We start from the raw sequence: 17,135 nt of genomic DNA, 5'->3' as shown, positions 1-17,135 counted from the left end.
ATTAGATAGGTAGCAAAAACTATTCCTTTGTGGGGTGTTAACACGGTGTTAGATTTTACATAAAACGACCATCGCTCGTAAGGCATTCTTGTACTTTTGCCAAATGCAAAAAACGAAAGGATCGCAAATAGAATTTATCGCACTTATGGCGGCGTTAATGTCTGTCACCGCACTATCTATTGATGCCCTACTTCCAGCACTTGATATTATAGGTGTTGCGATACAAACCAAAACTCCCGCCGATAATCAGTTACTTATAAGTATGATTTTCTTAGGTCTAGGCCTGGGACCACTTGTCTTTGGACCACTAGCCGATGCTAAAGGTAGAAAATCTTCTGTTTACTTTGGGTTTACCGTCTTTATAATCGCTTCATTTATATGTATGTACACACGTAGTTTTGAGGTTATGATTTTAGGTAGAATATTACAGGGCATCGGACTTTCGGCGCCGCGTACTATCTGTGTTGCGATTATAAGAGACCTTTATGAAGGCGATTATATGGCGCGTATTATGTCTTTCGTCACGGTAGTTTTTTTACTTGTTCCTATAATCGCTCCCGCTATGGGTAAAGTGATTCTTGATATCTGGAACTGGCAAGCGATTTTCTTAGTACAGGTAATAATAAGCCTCTTTGTAATGCTATGGTTCTGGAGGCGTCAAGAGGAAACACTCAAACCAGCAAACAGAATTCCTTTTTCTATAGAGCGCATAACGAGAGGTTTTCGCGAGACTATAAAATATAAGCGCACCATGGGATTCACGATTATACAAGGCTTTATTGTAGGTTCGTTTATTGTGTACATAAGTGCTAGTCAGCAAATTTTCCAAAATCAATATGGCCTCGTAGATGAGTTTCCTTACATTTTTGCCGGACTTGCCTCGGCTATAGGCGCTGCCATCTTACTCAATGCCAACTTTGTCGTGCGTTTTGGGATGGAAAAAATAGTCACCGGTGCCCTCGTAGGCTTCTTTATCGTTTCCATATTATATGTGATTTTATTTAATGATGTGTTGCATCCTTCGGTATATGTACTCATAGGGTTCTTTGCAATGCAGTTTTTCTGTATAGGTTTTATGTTTGGTAATCTTAGAGCGCTAGCGATGGAGCCTGTAGGTCACATTGCTGGTATAGGAGCGGCAATCACAGGTCTTATTTCTACACTTATGGCAGTGCCCATCAGTACTTTTATAGGTCGTTTTATTGAGGAGACCACGCTCCCACTCTTCATTGGTTTTTCTTCGTGTGCCGCAATATCACTCTGTATTCTGTTCTGGATAAAGAAAAAGGCTCCAAGAACGGTTGTCTTGAAGCCTTAATATCATTGTAGTGGTTTTTAGTACGCTTTCGCGAAAGCGTAACTCCATAATTAATCGTTCCACACCGCAGCAGCCTCTTCTCCAAGAAACTGTTGCATGTTAAACTCTTGATCACGTGCCTCAATATCTCTAGCGTAAAACATATCGCTATAGATAAAGCCAGCATCTTTTGCCATGGCAGCAGAAGCTCCGTAATAAATATGCTGAAATCGAGCCCATCTCGCTGCGCCTAAACACATCATGCAAGGCACGCAACTCGTATACAAATCACAATCTGAAAGATCTTTTGTACCAAGCGCTTTACATGCTAGTTGAATACAACGTAACTCTGCATGCTGCGTAGGGTCTTGCGAACCTCCTACGAGATTATGACAAGCCGCAATGACCTGCCCAGAACGAACAATGACGGCGCCAAAAGCGCCGCCACCGTCTGTATCTTTACCTTCTCGAGCTAGCGCAATGGCTTGCTTCATAAAAGATGACTGATAACTCATATTATTCAGTTTCTGCTAGTAAAATAGACTTAGCATTTACAAATTCTTTAATCCCGAATCCTCCGTGCTCTCTACCATATCCAGAGTCTTTTACTCCTCCAAAAGGCATCATAGGCTGTGCCAGTCCGTACGAATTAATGAAAATCATTCCTGTATCAAAGTGCTCTTGTGCTAGCTTGACTGCTGCTTTTTCATCTTTAGAGAAAATTCCTCCTCCTAGTCCAAAACGGCTATCATTTGCTATGCGCATTGCATCTTCATTATCTTTTGCTTTAATTAAAGAAGCTACTGGCCCGAAGAGTTCGTCATCATAAGCTGGTTGTCCAGGCTGTACGTTACTTAGTACTGTAGATGGGTAGTAATATCCGCTACCATCTGGTATTTCTCCTCCAGTTTCAATTTTTGCTCCTTTTTCTACACTTTCTTTTACTTGGTCGCTTAGCAACTCCTGTAAATCTTTACGAGCAATTGGTCCTAGTTGTGTTCCATCTTTATTAGGATCTCCCATGACCACATCTTTCATTCCTTGTACAAAGCCTTCCTTAAATGCATCATACACTTTATCTACTACGATAAAACGTTTTGCTGCAATACAAGTCTCACCATTGTTTATGATTCTACCTTGTACACAGGCTTTTACAGCTTCTTCTACATCTGCATCATCAAGTACGATGTATGCATCGTTACTTCCCAGCTCTAATACTGTTTTCTTAATAGATGCTCCTGCAGTTTTTGCTATGATTTTTCCTCCAGCAGAACTTCCTGTAAATGTCACTCCGCGTACTTTATCATTGCTTATCACCTTATCAGACTGTGCGTGATCTATCACAAGTACTTTAAAAAGTCCTTCTGGTACGCCAGCTTTAAGTAAGAGCTCTTCTATTAATAATGCGCTTCCCGTTACATTCTGCGCGTGCTTTAATAAAATCCCGTTACCCGCTAGTAAGTTTGCAATGGCAACTCTAAGTGGTTGGTATGTTGGGAAATTCCACGGCTGGATGCTGTAAATAACACCTTCTGGAGAAAAGTTGATAATTCCTTTTCCACCATCTAGTAGAGTTCTTTCTATAGGTTGTAATTCTTTTACTCCGTTCTCGGCAGTATATTCTGTGATAGCAATACAAAGATCAATCTCACTTTTCCCTTGCTCAATGGTTTTACCCATCTCATCGGTCATGAGTTGTACAAGTTGATCTTTATAATTTTTAAGTTGCTCTCCTATATTCTTTATTACAGTGGCTCTATCGTCAAGCGATTGCATTTTCCAGTCATTAAAAGCGTCGTGACAGTTGTCTATCGCTTCTGTAACCTGATCATCTGTAAAATATGTATACTCCTTAATTGATTGTTCGGTATGAGGATTTATGGTTCTAAAACCTCCTTTTATTTCTCTTTCCATTGGTAATGTTTTTTTTGTTGTTGTAAAATTACGGGGAGACTACATGCTGAGAATGCACTTTAATAGTATTTAAGAGTTGTCTTTAGAGAAGTTTAACGAGTAAGGTATCATCTCTATAATAGGAAAAAGCCACTACCTTATATGTGGTAGTGGCTCTTTATCAAGGGGTTTATCTTAAAAAAACTTACAAGTATTATATAAGTCTTACTCATTATCTAAAGTAACGTCTCCGTTACCTTTAATCTCAAATTCTTCTTTTGGGATGGTACGATTAAAGTTTGAAGATCTTCTGTGTGCATCTTGAAAGTCTGCGTGCTTTTTGTTTTGTGTAGTATTCATAGCTTTATTTTTTTTTTGATAAAGGTATTTTAAAGCATCATAGCTAGTTGTTAATCAAAATGCTAATTCAGAGTTATTTAACGTTTTGAGCTGCTGATGCTACAATGCCGTTCTCTGGTTCTGAAACATAAATAACTACTGTAATGTCGTCATCCTTTGCTACCCACGAAGGAATACTTAAAACCACATCTTGCTGATTATAAGATGTTTGCTCCTTTTTAAAATTTGCAACGATGTGCGTATTTTTTAAGGTTTTGTTTCTGTTTTCTCCTCTTTTTATAATGGTCGTTTTTTCCTTTACAGTGAGAGCATACATAATTATAGCATTATCTGGAAGCTTTTTAAAACTTGCTTGAATAGTAACACCTTCCGCCACACGCTCTAATGAAGCAATAGTAACTGCTGACTTATCAATACGACTAGTTTCACTAGCTACTGCTCCCCTGAGCTCTCTTTCATTAGATCCTACCACATGATTACGACCATTAATTACTGCTTGAGGAGTATAAACGCTCCTTATATTAAAAGTACGACCATATTCATATTGGTGATTTGTATTACTAGCAGATGCATAAGGATCTTTCCAGCCTATATAATCCCAATAGTCTACATGATAAGAAAGAATAATAACCTCCTCCTTAAGTTCTTTAGATAGATGAGCTATTAATTTATCTGCGGGTGGACAGCTACTACATCCTTGTGATGTAAATAATTCAATCACCGTAGGAGATTGACCGATTGCTGTAAATATTGTACTTAATAATAAGAACGAAGTGAGCAGTATTGATTTCATAGGAGCCATTTTATAATGGGTCGAGAGTAGATAAGTTCCATTACATGGCCATTATTAGAATTAAAACGAAACAATAGCAACGTCGTTGATGTAATCAGTTTTTTCTATTTTATAAAACTGTTATTCAGTAGATTAAGTGTTTTGTGTATTTAAAATTTTCGCGAAAGCGGTACTACTACCCTACTTGGTATAGGGTGCTTTTCAGACTTTGGCACGCTACTTGTAATTACCTAATCGTGAACATCAATCCACACAATTAATTAAAAACGAACATTATGAAACATCTTGCATTATTATTTATAGGACTACTTACCTTCTCGGCAAGTACCTATGCAGCAGAAGAAGATACATCGATACGACGCGGTACCGTATATGACGGTAGCAAGTATATTTTTGTAGAAAACGGTATCGAATTTTCAGTATTTCCAGATGGAGAGTTTGATTTTTACATACCACAGTATGTAGAAGGAGTAAGCCTCTCTGTAAACGCTGGGCCAGTGGGCATAAGCTTTAACACAGGTTTTGACTATGATCCATATGTACAGTATGATGAGTATGGAGCTGTGATTCAAGTAGAAGACACTCCGCTTTATTATGATAATTACGGACGCTTAGCACAAGCAGGTGACGTACGTATCAACTATAGAGACAACAGAATATCTCGTGTAGGAGGACTACAGATTTATTACAACAACCGCGGATTATTTTCTCACTATACAGGCTTCATCAACGTGTATAACAGAAACTATGTATTCCACCCGTATCACAATTACTATTACAGACCAGTTTTTAACAGATGTCTAGTATTTAATACACCATATAGAAGATATTACACACCAGTACGTTATAACTATGCATTCCATAGAAACAATTATAGCAGAGGTTACAACCGTGGGTATGCAAATGCTCGCCGTGACTTTAGACGTCCAGATAGAGGTCGTGTAGCTCACAATAATGGTAGACGTGATAATGTAGACCGTAATAACGCTCGCTTTACAAGAGCAAACACAGGACGCGTTGCAAGTCGTGCTAACACTACTACTACTACAAGAAGAAATAATACTTCTGCACGTAGAACATCTAGCGCAAATACATCAAGTAGAAATGGTCGTGTAGCACAATCTACTAGCCGTAATGGTGCACAGAGAGGTACTGCTACTACAACGTCAAGAAGAAGTACAAACAAGCGTGCTGTAATCTCTAATCGTAATGAAACACAACGAGGAAGACCTACAGTAGCTACTACACCTAGACAACGCCCTACGGCATCTTCTAGATCTGGAAATAGCGTACGTAAGAGTACTCCTAGAACTACAAGACCTACAACGCGTACTACAAATAGAAGTACTAAGTCTGTAGCAACAAATAGAGGATCACGTACACAGTCTAAAGCTGCACCTCGTACCTCACAAAAAAGAGCGGTATCTACTAAGAGTAGAAGCTCAAGTAAAGTTAACACTCAACGATCTTCATCTCGTAAAGCTGCACCGCAGCGCACGAGCAGAAGCTCAAATAGCAAGTCAAGTAGAAGCACATCTACGAGATCTAGAAGAGGATAAGAATTAGATTTTTGGTTGGTTAGTTTGGTAGACCCTAGTTGCTATAAGCGCTAGGGTCTTCTTTTTTTTATAACTTAGCCACTATTAACCATAAGTATCTAAATATGAGAATTTTAAACGTATTACTCGTTCTGGTAGTGCTTACTGCCAGTTGTAAAAAGAAAAAGAAATCTAACACCACTACTAGTCCGCCCATTACTTCTACGAGCAATAGACCCAGTGATAGCGCTAGAGAAGCTGCCATCTTACAGCTCGTAAATGACTACCGAGACTCTCTTGGTATCAGGACCTTGAGAACCACTACCCTATCTCAAGCCCAAGCCCTTGATCACACTAATTATATGGTAGACAAGCGGCTTATGAGTCACGATAACTTCTTTAAGCGTAGTGATTACTTAAAGTACAAAGGCGCCACCGCTGTGAGTGAGAACGTAGGTAAAGGTTACCGCACTGCTCAAGGTGTTGTAAACGGCTGGCTCAATAGCCCCAAGCACAAAGCAGCTATAGAAAGTGATGCCACACATACCAGCATTGCGTCCATACAAGATGCAAACGGTATATGGTACGACACGCAGCTTTTTTTAGACTTTTGAGATAATTACGCTTTCGCGAAAATGTGAACACTCAATTTCAGTATCTTAGGAACTTCAAAAACCATAATAACCAATGATTAGATCCCTTACCATTACCGCTTGTATACTAGCGATGTTTTCTTGTCAAGAAACAAAGAAAAAAGAAGTAGCACCACCAAAAGAAATGACGGAGGCCGAAGTACTAGCAAAAGCGAAAGAAATACACAGCAACGTGATGACGCTAGACACGCATTGCGATATAAACGTAGATAACTTTACAGACACCGTAAACTATACACAAAACCTAGCATCACAGGTAAACTTACCTAAAATGCAAGAAGGTGGTCTAGACGTGCCATGGTTTGTGGTGTATACAGGTCAAGGAGAGCTTAACGAAGAAGGTTACAAAGCCGCTTATGAGAATGCAATGTCAAAGTTTGATGCCATTCATAAACTCTGTGAAGAGATTGCTCCAGAGCAAATACAGCTAGCTACGACTTCTCAAGAAGCAAGAGATATCTGGAAATCTGGTAAAAAAGTAGCCATGATCGGTATAGAAAATGGATATCCAGTAGGTACAGATGCTTCTAATGTAGAGAAGTTCTATAATCTAGGAGGTCGTTATATGTCACTAGCACATAATGGGCATAGCCAGCTAAGTGATAGTAACACCGGTGAAGCCGATGATGTATGGCTGCACAATGGACTAAGTGACTTAGGAAAAGAGGTTATTGCAGAGATGAACCGTGTAGGGATGATGATAGATGTATCACACCCTAGCAAGGAAGCCATGCGCCAGATGATTGAGCTAAGTGAGACACCTATTATAGCTTCTCACTCTTCTGCTAGAGCATTATGTAACCATAGCCGTAATCTTGATGACGAACAATTGCAATGGATGCAAGATAATGGCGGTGTGGTACAAACAGTTGCTTTTAAAAGCTACTTAAACACAGAAAAAAATGACGCCTACCAAGCCGAAGCAAATCAAGTGATAAAAAACATCGCAGATTCTCTAGGTGTTACTTGGCTAGATCGCTCAGCAGCAAGAGCACTACCTGAAGCCGAAAGAAAAGCGTATTACGAGACCTATAGAGACGTGTTACTTCCTGCACAGAAGAAGAAACTGGCAGAACGCACAGACCTTCCTCCTGCCGTAGACGTGACAGACTTTATAGATCACATCGACTACCTCGTAGAAAAGATAGGAATTGACCACGTAGGTATCTCATCAGACTTTGATGGCGGTGGCGGTGTAGAAGGGTGGAGCGATGCGTCAGAAACTATGAATGTAACTATAGAGCTTGTGCGCCGTGGTTATACACAAGAAGAAATCGAACAACTATGGAGTGGTAATTTACTACGTGTTCTTGATGAAGTGCAAGCATATGCCGCAGAGCAGAAAAGCTAATTCATCATTATAGAAATTAATCATCCTCAAAAATAAAAGAGCCCAGATGTTTATACTTCTGGGCTCTTTTTATAAATATACTATGGTAGTTTCTTGCAGAGATTACATATCTCGTTCTCTACAAATCTGATTAACTCTAAGCTTTAACTTACGCTCGTAATCTTCTTGTAACCAGTCTCTATAGTTTTTAGTGTTATTCATAATACTATATGAATATAGACGCACTCGATACGCGATATCATCCTTTAACTTACGTGCAAGGATTCTAGCATCAAAAACATCTTCACTATTTTCAATCACCATTTCTGCATGTTGCTCGATGGCATTTTCTAATGCTGTTTTTGCTTTAAGTCCCTCTTTAATTACACGTTTGTATTCCTTCTTGATATCAAAATAAACATTCTTAGTATTTGCAAATTCCTTACGTAAATCTGGAGGCATCACATAGGTGAAGTTGCGCTCTATCTCCTCATCTGCAATTAGGTTTTCAAGATAGAAATCTGGGTATGCAAAAATCTCTTTCCAGTCTATTGGTGCTTCCCAAAGTCCAAAACGCGCTGCATTATTTCCTAAATCAAGTACCTTAAATGTAGTTTTACCTGGGGCAATACGTGATCCACGACCTATCATCTGGAAGTATAAGGTAAGTGACTTTGTTGCTCTGTTTAAGATAATAGTATCCACCGTAGGTTCATCAAAACCAGTAGTAAGAATACTTACAGAAGTAAGTATCGCATCTGGAGTATTTTTAAACCAGTCTAAGATTTCTGTTCGTTCCTTAGCACTATTAGTGTTATCTAGGTGGCGTATGTCATACCCTGCCATTTTAAACGTCTCATAGACGTAGCGAGAGGTATTTATACCATTATTGAAGATAAGCGTCTTCTTCCCTTTAGATTGATCCTCATAAGCGCTCAAAAGCTTTTGCTGCATGATGGTATCTGTGTACAGAATGTCTGAAGACTTTACTGTATAATCACCATTAATACCAAGCTTAAGGGAACTCAACCCTACATTATAGCTTATTGTTTTTGCTTTAGATAAAAATCCTCTTTTTATCAAAGCAGGTATACTCTCCCCTATTAACAGTTCGCTATAGTTGTCTTTCATAGGCAACTTAATATTGGAACTTAGTGGAGTTGCAGTTACCCCTAAAATAAAAGCTTTATCAAAGTAGCTGAAGAGTTTTCTAAAGGAGTTATAATGCGCCTCATCAATAATGACAAGACCTACATCGTCCATATTCATCTGCTCCTCTTGCAGTCTGTTAGTAAGCGTTTCTACCATCGCCACATAACACATATAATCATCACCTTCTTCTAAGGTCTTAACGTCACTACTTATGATCATGTTAGGGACCATAAATTCTGTAAGCATTCTTGAGGTTTGATTAGAAAGCTCAATACGGTGCGTGAGGATTACTACTTTCTTATTTGCTCTTTTTATGTAGTTACGAACTATCTCAGAGAAAATAACTGTTTTTCCACCACCAGTAGGTAGTTGATACAACAAGTTATAGTCTTCCGATGTACGATCCATTACGCTAAAAACAGCCTCAAGATCCTTGAGTTGGTAATCGTATAATTCTTTTTCTGGAGTTTCTTTTTCTTGAATAGCGTCGCTCAAAAGTGTAGGTTTCTTCGGTTAAAAGTCAATCTTGCAAAACTAAGTGATTTTTATGCTTTTGCGAAAGCGTACTGCAAGAATTCTTGACACAATTTTAAAAATTATGCCTTATTTAATGAAAATGGACGAAAGAGGGTGATTTTAAGATGGATCTGCTGCTTCGTCAAACAAATCTGCGTTAGGCCACTTACGTTCTTCTGCTAGTGAAACGATGTGTTCTATCCTCTCTCCTAGTTCTTCTAATAGATGATGATAAGTAACATACTGCACGAGTTCTTTAAAGGAATTGAGCATACTTTTATAAAACGCATCTGGAAGTCCTGGACTAGATTGCTCAAATGTTTGTGCAATCTCAATATTAAAAAGCATCACATCAGAAAGTAACAGCGGGTTCATTCCTAATGTTTTAAAGTGCTTGATATACTTTTGAGCAATAGAACGTCTTTTTCTAGGACGTTTGCGTCGTGTGGGGAAATACTCGTTACTTATTTTAATTTTTGCTTCGTCTACGAGTTTATCTTCTTTAGGGTTAAAAACAAAGTCATAATAGGTCTTCACCTCAGGTATACGTTCATAAAGCTCCATAATTTGCTCTTGAAGCTCTGCATTGCTTAATGTAGAAATTTGCTTTTTTAACGCCCGTTTGCTCATTGCTAATTGATTACTTATTGCGAATTTATAATAAAAAATAGTCGTAAAAAGCGAATCAAAAACCTATTTTTGCAACTATACCAACTTCATATATAAATCATCATTTTACAATGAATACACTTCAAGATAGTAAAGCCGTAAACTTGATCAAAAAACTCATAGGAGATGTTGCTCAAAACGGAATTATAACAAATACAGTAGTTGAAGACCTTAAAACGCTTCGCCCTCATACTATTACAGAGCAACTACCTTTATTAGCCAAAGCTACACGCCTTGCTGCTGAACATATAGAGGAAACAGGAACTTTTGCAATTCCTATCCCTGCAGATGATGATATTGAAGATGAAAATGAAGAAGTGATTGCAGCTGCAGATCCTGCGGAAAGCACTCCTGAAGAAAGCTTACACTACTTCTTTTGCTTGATAAGAGATGTAGATAAAAAAACAAATGAAGACGAATTACGTGAATACGTAAAGGCGTTAAGAGAGTACTAGTATACAATTACTCTTTATACATATCATAAAAAAGCCACTCGATTGAGTGGCTTTTTTTATAACATAATGTTGTAGTTCGAATTGTAATTGAGAAGTTTATTCAAATTTCTTCTCAATACTTTGCCCTATTGCAGAGCTTTTAAAAACGTATGTATATAACCACATTAGAGTAAAAGAAGGAATGATGTCTAAACCAGGTACAATCTCCTCTACAAAGGTGATAACACCTCCTACTTTTCCTGCAGCGCCTTTATACAATCTTGTCATGAGCCATGCAGATAATGGTGCCCATACCACGTCAGACATATCTCCTATTACCGGAAACACCCAACTTGAGGTAACAATACCTAAGACGTCAATAAGAAGTCCAATTAATAAAAGCTTGTATTTATTTGTTTGATTATCCATAAGTATATTAAATATAATACTTTAAACTAATCAAATAACATTCCAAAATTATTAATCTAGACTAGATGAAATCAATTTGAGAAATTCATTACGAGTTTCTTGCTTTTCAAACTGTCCTCTAAAACCAGAAGTGGTCGTTGTGGAGTTTTGCTTTTGTACACCTCTCATCATCATACACATGTGAGACGCCTCAATGACCACAGCAACACCCTTAGGATTTAATGTCGAGTTGATGCATTCTAAAATATCATGTGTAAGCCTTTCTTGTACCTGAAGTCTTCTTGCAAACACGTCTACAATACGAGGTAGTTTACTTAGCCCTACGATATGACCATTAGGAATGTACGCAATATGAGCCTTACCGAAGAAAGGGAGCATATGATGCTCACACAATGAGTAAAGCTCTATGTTCTTTACGATAACCATGTCATCATAATCTTCTTTAAACATCGCTCCTTTGAGTATAGCAGCTGGATCCATGTCATATCCAGAAGTAAGAAATTGCATTGCTTTTGCCGCTCTTTCTGGTGTTTTTACAATACCTTCTCTAGTGGTGTCTTCTCCTAAGTTTTTAATAATTGAGGTGAAATTATCTTTTATTTCGTCTGTAACTTCAATGTTATACTCTTCAAAACTTCTATATGGCATGGGAGATATTTATTTTTGTTTAATCAAAGATACTATTTATTAAACATTTTTATTTCTCTATTTAACTTTTTATTTAGAGTTTTCTTAGAATGACACGGTTAGATTTGTCAAGCCAATCAAACACATGCTATGCGCATTTTTCTATTTGGGATATTCTCCCTGTTTTTACTATTGCCCCATTTCCTTAAAGCTCAGCAAACTAAAACGCTTAATGCAGAGCGCATAAACACGCCACCTAAGATAGACGGTGTGCTCGATGATGCTGTATGGAAGTCTCTAGCTACTTATGATGGCTTTAACATGTTTGAACCTGGGAATGTAGGAACGATTGAAGAAGACCAGCGCACAGAAATTAAAATGGCTTATGATGATAAGGCAGTTTACATAGCAGCCTACTTATTTGATCCAGACCCAGAAAATATACCCAGTCAGTTCAGTCAGCGAGATCAAGTATTCTCACAAGCAGATCATTTTGTAGTTGCTTTAAATACTTATAATGACGGTATCAATGAAACTCGGTTTTATGTAACTAGCGCCGGAACGATAGGTGATCAACGTATCACACAGAACAACAGAGATTTTGGATTTAATGTAGTTTTTGAATGTAAAGTTTCTAGAGATGACAAAGGATGGTATGCAGAGTATCGCATTCCTTATAATGCCCTGCGTTTTCCAGAGGTAGCAGTTCAAGATTGGAGTGTGAATTTCTATAGAAGGTTAGTAAAAAAGAATGAAACACATACATGGAATTTTATAGAACGTGGTGTTGGTAGAGACACGCAGTACAACGGTACAGTGACAGGTGTGCGTGACATTGATCCACCAGTAAGACTTACCTTTTTCCCTTTTGCACAAACCTCTACTAATTTCTTTGATGGAAATAATGAAACCAACTTTACTGGAGGTCTAGATATAAAATATGGTCTTACAGATAGTTTTACACTTGACGCCCAGCTAATTCCAGATTTTGGCCAAGTAGCTTTTGATAATGTAGAGCTCAACTTAGGACCTTTTGAGCAAACTTTTGGAGAGAATAGAGCATTCTTTACAGAAGGAATAGATTTATTTAATAAAGGAAGAATTTTCTTTTCAAGACGTATTGGAGGAGCACCTTCTGCCAGCCCTGAATTATTAGATACAGAAGAGGTGATATCTTCACCTTCTACCGTAAAGCTTGTAAACTCTGTAAAGATCTCTGGACGTACTAAAGGCGGTCTGGGTATAGGGTTTTTAAATTCAGTAGGTCAAGAAACCTTTGCTACCATAGAAAATACAATAACGACAGAGGTAAATGGCGTTGAAGTAATTGAAAAAAGTAAACGCGACGAAGTGGTGGAACCACTCACAAATTACAATGTATTTGTACTAGACCAACAGTTTAATCAAAACTCTTCTGTATCACTCATTAATACTAATGTAACAAGAAGTGGCAGTAAATTTAGAAATGCAAATGTTACTGGTGGTGTATTTGATATAGCAGATAAAGGGAATAACTTTAGAGCATCTGGACGTGCAATTTTTAGTAACGTAAGGGAAGCCGGAGAAACCACTAGCGGTTTTCTATCAGAATTTGACTTTAGAAAGATTAAAGGAAACTGGCGTTATCGTTTTGGTCATGACTTTGCAGATACTAAACTCAACATCAATGACCTAGGGGTAAACTTTAGAAATAACTTTAATAGCTTTGCTGTAGGTGGATCTTATGAGCTAATACAACCTAAGGGTAAATTTAATAGATATCGTTTTGATGTAACCGTAAGACATAGACGTCTATATGAGCCTAGTATTAAAACAAGAAACAGCATACGCTTTGATTCTTTTTTCTCAACCACAGAACGCCTAGCTTTTGGACTTGACATGAGTCTCAACGGTAAGGATCAGGATTATTTTGAGCCAAGAGTAGAAGGAAGATTTGTCACCTTTGAGTCTAACCTAGGTAGTAGTGGATTTATCTCAACCGACTTTAGAAAGAAATTTGCTTTTGATTTAAGAGGTTCTGTGCGTTCATGGTTTGGAAATCAAGATCAATTTAATCACAGTATTAATTTCTCACCACGTTATAGATTTTCAGATAAATTGCTCGTTATTTTATCATCTAATTACTCTAGTAGAAAAGACAACTTTGGATGGGTTGATAACACAGATACAGAGGTGTTTTTGGGCCTTAGAGACGTAAAATCTTTAGAAAACAGAGTGAATGTAAATTATAATTTTGACCCCTATAAGGCGCTCAACTTAAGTCTACGTAACTTTTGGGCAGTATCAGATCACAGTAGCAACGTATATTACCTATTAAATACTGACGGGTCAAGATCTCAAATAGATAACTATGATACCACCGTACAGCGTGATCCTAATGCAAACTTTAATATCTGGAATCTTGATGTGAGTTACCGCTGGCGTTTTGCTCCAGGAAGCGAAGCGTCCCTACTCTATCGTCATCAGATTTCGAACTTTGATGAGCAATCCACTTTAGATTATGGACAGAGTCTTGGCAACTTATTTGATGAACCTCTTAACCATACGCTATCCCTTAGAGTTACTTATTTTATAGATTATAATAATGTCAAAGGCATCTTTAAAAAGACCGCCTAGTACGTTGGTAAAAAGCAGCTATTATAGTACTTTCACAGTCAATATTGTATTATGGTAAAGGCAGAACATATATCAAAAACTTTTGGAAACCTACAAGTCCTTAAAGACGTTGCATTAGACGTAAAAAAAGGAGAAGTAGTTTCTATTGTAGGGCAAAGTGGTGCTGGTAAAACTACACTACTACAGATTCTAGGCACTCTAGACATGCCTGATAACAATGCCCAAACACAACTTACTATTAACGGAAAATCACTAACAGGGCTTAAATCTAAGTTACTGAGCGCCTTCCGTAATGAGCATATTGGCTTTATATTTCAGTTTCACCAACTACTTCCTGAGTTTACAGCTATGGAAAATGTGTGTATTCCTGCATTTATTGCCAAAAAAGATAAAGCACCCACAGAGGCCCGAGCAAAAGAGCTTCTTGACTTTTTAGGATTATCACATCGCTATAATCATAAACCTAACGAACTTTCTGGAGGTGAGCAACAGCGAGTAGCAGTTGCTAGAGCGCTTATCAATAATCCTGCGCTCATACTAGCAGATGAGCCTTCTGGTAATCTCGATACAGAAAGCGCAGATCATCTTCATAAGTTGTTCTTTAGACTACGAGATGAGTTTAATCAAACGCTTATTATCGTTACTCACAATGAAGAGCTAGCAGATATGGCAGACCGTAAGCTTGTAATGAAAGATGGCGAGTTTGTAACTAGTTAATCTTAGTACGCTTTCGCGAAAGCGCAACACACCCTACTGCACACATATACGAACACATGAATAAAAAGGATCTTAAAATCTTCTTGGACGAAAAAGCAATTCAATATGAGAATGGCGATTTTATTCCACACGATCCTATTCAAATCCCTCATCAATTTGAACTAAAAGAAGATATCGAGATTGCCGCTTTCTTAACAGCTACTATTGCCTGGGGCAATCGCAAGAGTATCATAACGAATGCTACAAAAATGATGGATATCATGGGAAATGCACCTTATGATTTTATCTTAAATTACGATCCAGATCAAGCACACCTTTTTGATGGGTTTGTACATCGTACTTTTAATAGCGGAGATTTAGAGACATTCATAAGAGCATTACAGCACATTTATCTCAATCATGGTGGTCTAGAAAATGCTTTTAAGATGGGAATCACAAGTAAAGGCCTACAACCCGCTATTTCAAATTTTAAGAAATTATTTTTTGAGGTCGAACATTTACCAAGAACACAAAAACACGTGAGTGACCCACTCAAGAACTCTGCTGCAAAACGAATCAACATGTTTTTGAGATGGATGGTACGTGATGCAAATGCGGGAGTAGATTTTGGAATCTGGAAAACAATTTCTCCTAGTTTACTTTCATGCCCCTTAGATGTACATACGAGTAATGTAGCAAGGAAACTCAAACTGCTTACAAGAAAGCAAAACGATGGAAAAACCTTATTAGAGCTTGATAAAGCCCTTAGAAAGATGGATCCTAAGGATCCTGTTAAATATGATTTTGCATTATTTGGATTAGGAGCGTTTGAGAAGTTTTAGTTATTCTCTATGTACCATAAGTATTATTTATATAGAATATGATAAGCTGTATTTAAGAAAGACTATTTTTGATTAAAATTATACTGTGATAGCACCTCAAAAGCCCACTAACGAAAGTAAACGTCTCGAAGTTTTAAAGTCGTATAATCTGCTTGATACGCTTCCAGAAGATGCTTACGATACTATTACGAAGCTAGCTTCATATATCTGTAATACGCCTATATCACTAGTTACTTTATTAGATGCAGATCGTAATTTTTTAAAATCAAGACGTGGGATAGATATCGCTGAGTCACCTAGAGATATTTCTTTCTGTGGTCACGCTATACTTTCAGAAGAACCTGTATTTATCGTAGAAGATGCTCGCTTGGATGAACGTTTTCAAGACAACCCACTTGTAAAGGATTTTAAAGCGATTTTTTATGCAGGTGTTCCCTTACGCACAAGTGATGGTTATGCGCTAGGTACTTTGTGTGTGTATGATCACAAACCAAGAACGTTATCCTTAGAAGAACAAGATGCTTTAAGAGGACTTGCAAAGCAAACAGTATTACTCTTTGAAGCGCGTAAACGCAATATAGACCTTGCAGCCGCACAAAATGAAACAGCACAGCGCAATGACCGTTTAGAAGATTTTGCAAGATTAGTTGCGCATGATCTTAAGTCTCCACTAGCGAGTATAGAAGGTTTACTCAACCTTTTAAAAGAAGATTATCTCGGAGAGAATGATGAAGACTTTGCATTATATTTAAAGCATTTAGATACTTCGGCTAAGTCTATGCGAGATTATATAGACGGGCTTCTCGAATATTATAGGGCAGACACCCTACTTGCAACAAAAGAAGATACTACTCTTTTTACACTTGTTAAGGATGTAGCAGATTTACATAAATCTAGTAATGTTGCCATTAAGATTGAAGATGACTTGAAACTAGTCGCTGTTTCTGCAATTGCTATAGACCAGATATTGTCAAATCTCGTTGATAACGCCACCAAATACAACGATAAGGAGGCACCAACAATCCAAATAAGCGGAAACGAATCAAAAGACTTCTACACTATCTCCGTAAAAGATAACGGCACTGGGATTCCAGAAGACAAACAAGAAATCATTTTTGACCTCTTTAAAACTACCGGCACTAAAGATCGTAATGGTAGACAAGGATCTGGGATGGGTCTTGCAACCGTGCGCAAACTGGTGGAAGGATTGAGTGGTACTATTAGTGTTTCTTCTGTGGTAGGAGAAGGGAGTATTTTCACTTTTACCATTAGGCGATAAAGTCCGTTTTA

The 17,135-nt window shown here is 37.8% G+C and carries 17 protein-coding genes; 9 read left to right on the top strand and 8 right to left on the bottom strand.

What is annotated here, in order from left to right; all coding sequences use genetic code 11:
• Positions 1 to 88: 88 nt before the first annotated feature.
• A complete protein-coding gene (locus tag ACJJVU_RS09560) occupies positions 89 to 1,318 on the top strand; it encodes a multidrug effflux MFS transporter (RefSeq protein ID WP_405224640.1) in 1,230 nt (409 codons plus the stop codon).
• A 50-nt stretch (positions 1,319 to 1,368) separates the two neighbouring features.
• Here ACJJVU_RS09560 and ACJJVU_RS09555 read toward each other — a convergent pair whose 3' ends face one another.
• The 4 genes from ACJJVU_RS09555 to ACJJVU_RS09540 all read right to left on the bottom strand — a co-directional run bounded on the left by ACJJVU_RS09555 (position 1,369) and on the right by ACJJVU_RS09540 (position 4,343).
• The gene (locus tag ACJJVU_RS09555) at positions 1,369 to 1,812 is read right to left on the bottom strand and encodes a nucleoside deaminase (RefSeq protein ID WP_405224637.1); all 444 of its coding nucleotides are present in this window, start codon (positions 1,810 to 1,812) and stop codon (positions 1,369 to 1,371) included.
• 1 nt (position 1,813) lies between these two features.
• Positions 1,814 to 3,211 carry an NAD-dependent succinate-semialdehyde dehydrogenase gene (locus ACJJVU_RS09550; protein ID WP_405224634.1) on the bottom strand — a complete coding sequence of 466 codons (1,398 nt, stop codon included), beginning with the start codon at positions 3,209 to 3,211 and terminating at the stop codon, positions 1,814 to 1,816.
• 204 nt (positions 3,212 to 3,415) lie between these two features.
• Positions 3,416 to 3,550, bottom strand: a complete 135-nt coding sequence (locus ACJJVU_RS09545; protein WP_013752148.1) for a hypothetical protein — start codon at positions 3,548 to 3,550, stop codon at positions 3,416 to 3,418.
• A 73-nt stretch (positions 3,551 to 3,623) separates the two neighbouring features.
• A complete protein-coding gene (locus ACJJVU_RS09540; protein WP_405224631.1) occupies positions 3,624 to 4,343 on the bottom strand; it encodes a DUF1223 domain-containing protein in 720 nt (239 codons plus the stop codon).
• Between the two features lie 275 nt (positions 4,344 to 4,618).
• Between ACJJVU_RS09540 and ACJJVU_RS09535 the strand changes: the two genes are divergently transcribed.
• From ACJJVU_RS09535 to ACJJVU_RS09525, 3 genes are all read left to right on the top strand, one after another.
• Positions 4,619 to 5,902 (top strand): hypothetical protein, encoded by a 1,284-nt coding sequence (locus tag ACJJVU_RS09535; protein ID WP_405224628.1) that lies wholly within the window; start codon positions 4,619 to 4,621, stop codon positions 5,900 to 5,902.
• A 104-nt stretch (positions 5,903 to 6,006) separates the two neighbouring features.
• Positions 6,007 to 6,495: a CAP domain-containing protein gene (locus ACJJVU_RS09530; RefSeq protein WP_339844391.1), complete on the top strand. Its 489-nt coding sequence runs from the start codon at positions 6,007 to 6,009 to the stop codon at positions 6,493 to 6,495.
• Positions 6,496 to 6,568: 73 nt separating this feature from the next.
• Positions 6,569 to 7,885, top strand: coding sequence for a dipeptidase (locus ACJJVU_RS09525; RefSeq protein ID WP_405224626.1), 1,317 nt, complete (start codon positions 6,569 to 6,571; stop codon positions 7,883 to 7,885).
• 102 nt (positions 7,886 to 7,987) lie between these two features.
• Here ACJJVU_RS09525 and ACJJVU_RS09520 read toward each other — a convergent pair whose 3' ends face one another.
• Together ACJJVU_RS09520 and ACJJVU_RS09515 are read right to left on the bottom strand one after the other, a co-directional pair.
• The gene (locus ACJJVU_RS09520) at positions 7,988 to 9,511 is read right to left on the bottom strand and encodes a DEAD/DEAH box helicase (protein ID WP_298325156.1); all 1,524 of its coding nucleotides are present in this window, start codon (positions 9,509 to 9,511) and stop codon (positions 7,988 to 7,990) included.
• Positions 9,512 to 9,652: 141 nt separating this feature from the next.
• Positions 9,653 to 10,162, bottom strand: coding sequence for a DUF6155 family protein (locus ACJJVU_RS09515; protein WP_298325159.1), 510 nt, complete (start codon positions 10,160 to 10,162; stop codon positions 9,653 to 9,655).
• Positions 10,163 to 10,272: 110 nt separating this feature from the next.
• Here ACJJVU_RS09515 and ACJJVU_RS09510 point away from each other — a divergent pair, with 110 nt between their 5' ends.
• Positions 10,273 to 10,656, top strand: coding sequence for a hypothetical protein (locus ACJJVU_RS09510; RefSeq protein ID WP_298325162.1), 384 nt, complete (start codon positions 10,273 to 10,275; stop codon positions 10,654 to 10,656).
• 96 nt (positions 10,657 to 10,752) lie between these two features.
• On the opposite strand, the gene ACJJVU_RS09505 is transcribed toward ACJJVU_RS09510, so the two are convergent.
• Together ACJJVU_RS09505 and folE are read right to left on the bottom strand one after the other, a co-directional pair.
• Complete coding sequence (locus ACJJVU_RS09505; protein ID WP_298325164.1) at positions 10,753 to 11,064, bottom strand: hypothetical protein; 312 nt, start codon at positions 11,062 to 11,064, stop codon at positions 10,753 to 10,755.
• A gap of 51 nt (positions 11,065 to 11,115) precedes the next feature.
• Entirely contained in the window at positions 11,116 to 11,712 is a 597-nt protein-coding gene (gene folE, locus ACJJVU_RS09500; RefSeq protein WP_298325168.1) for a GTP cyclohydrolase I FolE, read from the bottom strand.
• Between the two features lie 129 nt (positions 11,713 to 11,841).
• On the opposite strand from folE, the gene ACJJVU_RS09495 reads away from it, so the two are divergent.
• The 4 genes from ACJJVU_RS09495 (at position 11,842) to ACJJVU_RS09480 (ending at position 17,124) form a co-directional block, all read left to right on the top strand.
• Complete coding sequence (locus ACJJVU_RS09495) at positions 11,842 to 14,307, top strand: DUF5916 domain-containing protein (RefSeq protein WP_405224620.1); 2,466 nt, start codon at positions 11,842 to 11,844, stop codon at positions 14,305 to 14,307.
• Between the two features lie 51 nt (positions 14,308 to 14,358).
• Positions 14,359 to 15,024, top strand: a complete 666-nt coding sequence (locus ACJJVU_RS09490) for an ABC transporter ATP-binding protein (RefSeq protein WP_108878864.1) — start codon at positions 14,359 to 14,361, stop codon at positions 15,022 to 15,024.
• A gap of 56 nt (positions 15,025 to 15,080) precedes the next feature.
• Positions 15,081 to 15,845, top strand: coding sequence for a TIGR02757 family protein (locus tag ACJJVU_RS09485; RefSeq protein WP_405224617.1), 765 nt, complete (start codon positions 15,081 to 15,083; stop codon positions 15,843 to 15,845).
• Between the two features lie 85 nt (positions 15,846 to 15,930).
• Entirely contained in the window at positions 15,931 to 17,124 is a 1,194-nt protein-coding gene (locus tag ACJJVU_RS09480) for an ATP-binding protein (protein ID WP_405224614.1), read from the top strand.
• Positions 17,125 to 17,135: the final 11 nt, after the last annotated feature.

The sequence above is a fragment of the Dokdonia sp. Asnod1-B02 genome (genome assembly GCF_045063955.1).
GTDB lineage: Bacteria > Bacteroidota > Bacteroidia > Flavobacteriales > Flavobacteriaceae > Dokdonia.
The sequence above is the reverse complement of the archived record's forward strand: the minus strand, read 5'-3'. Positions and strand labels throughout refer to the sequence as shown.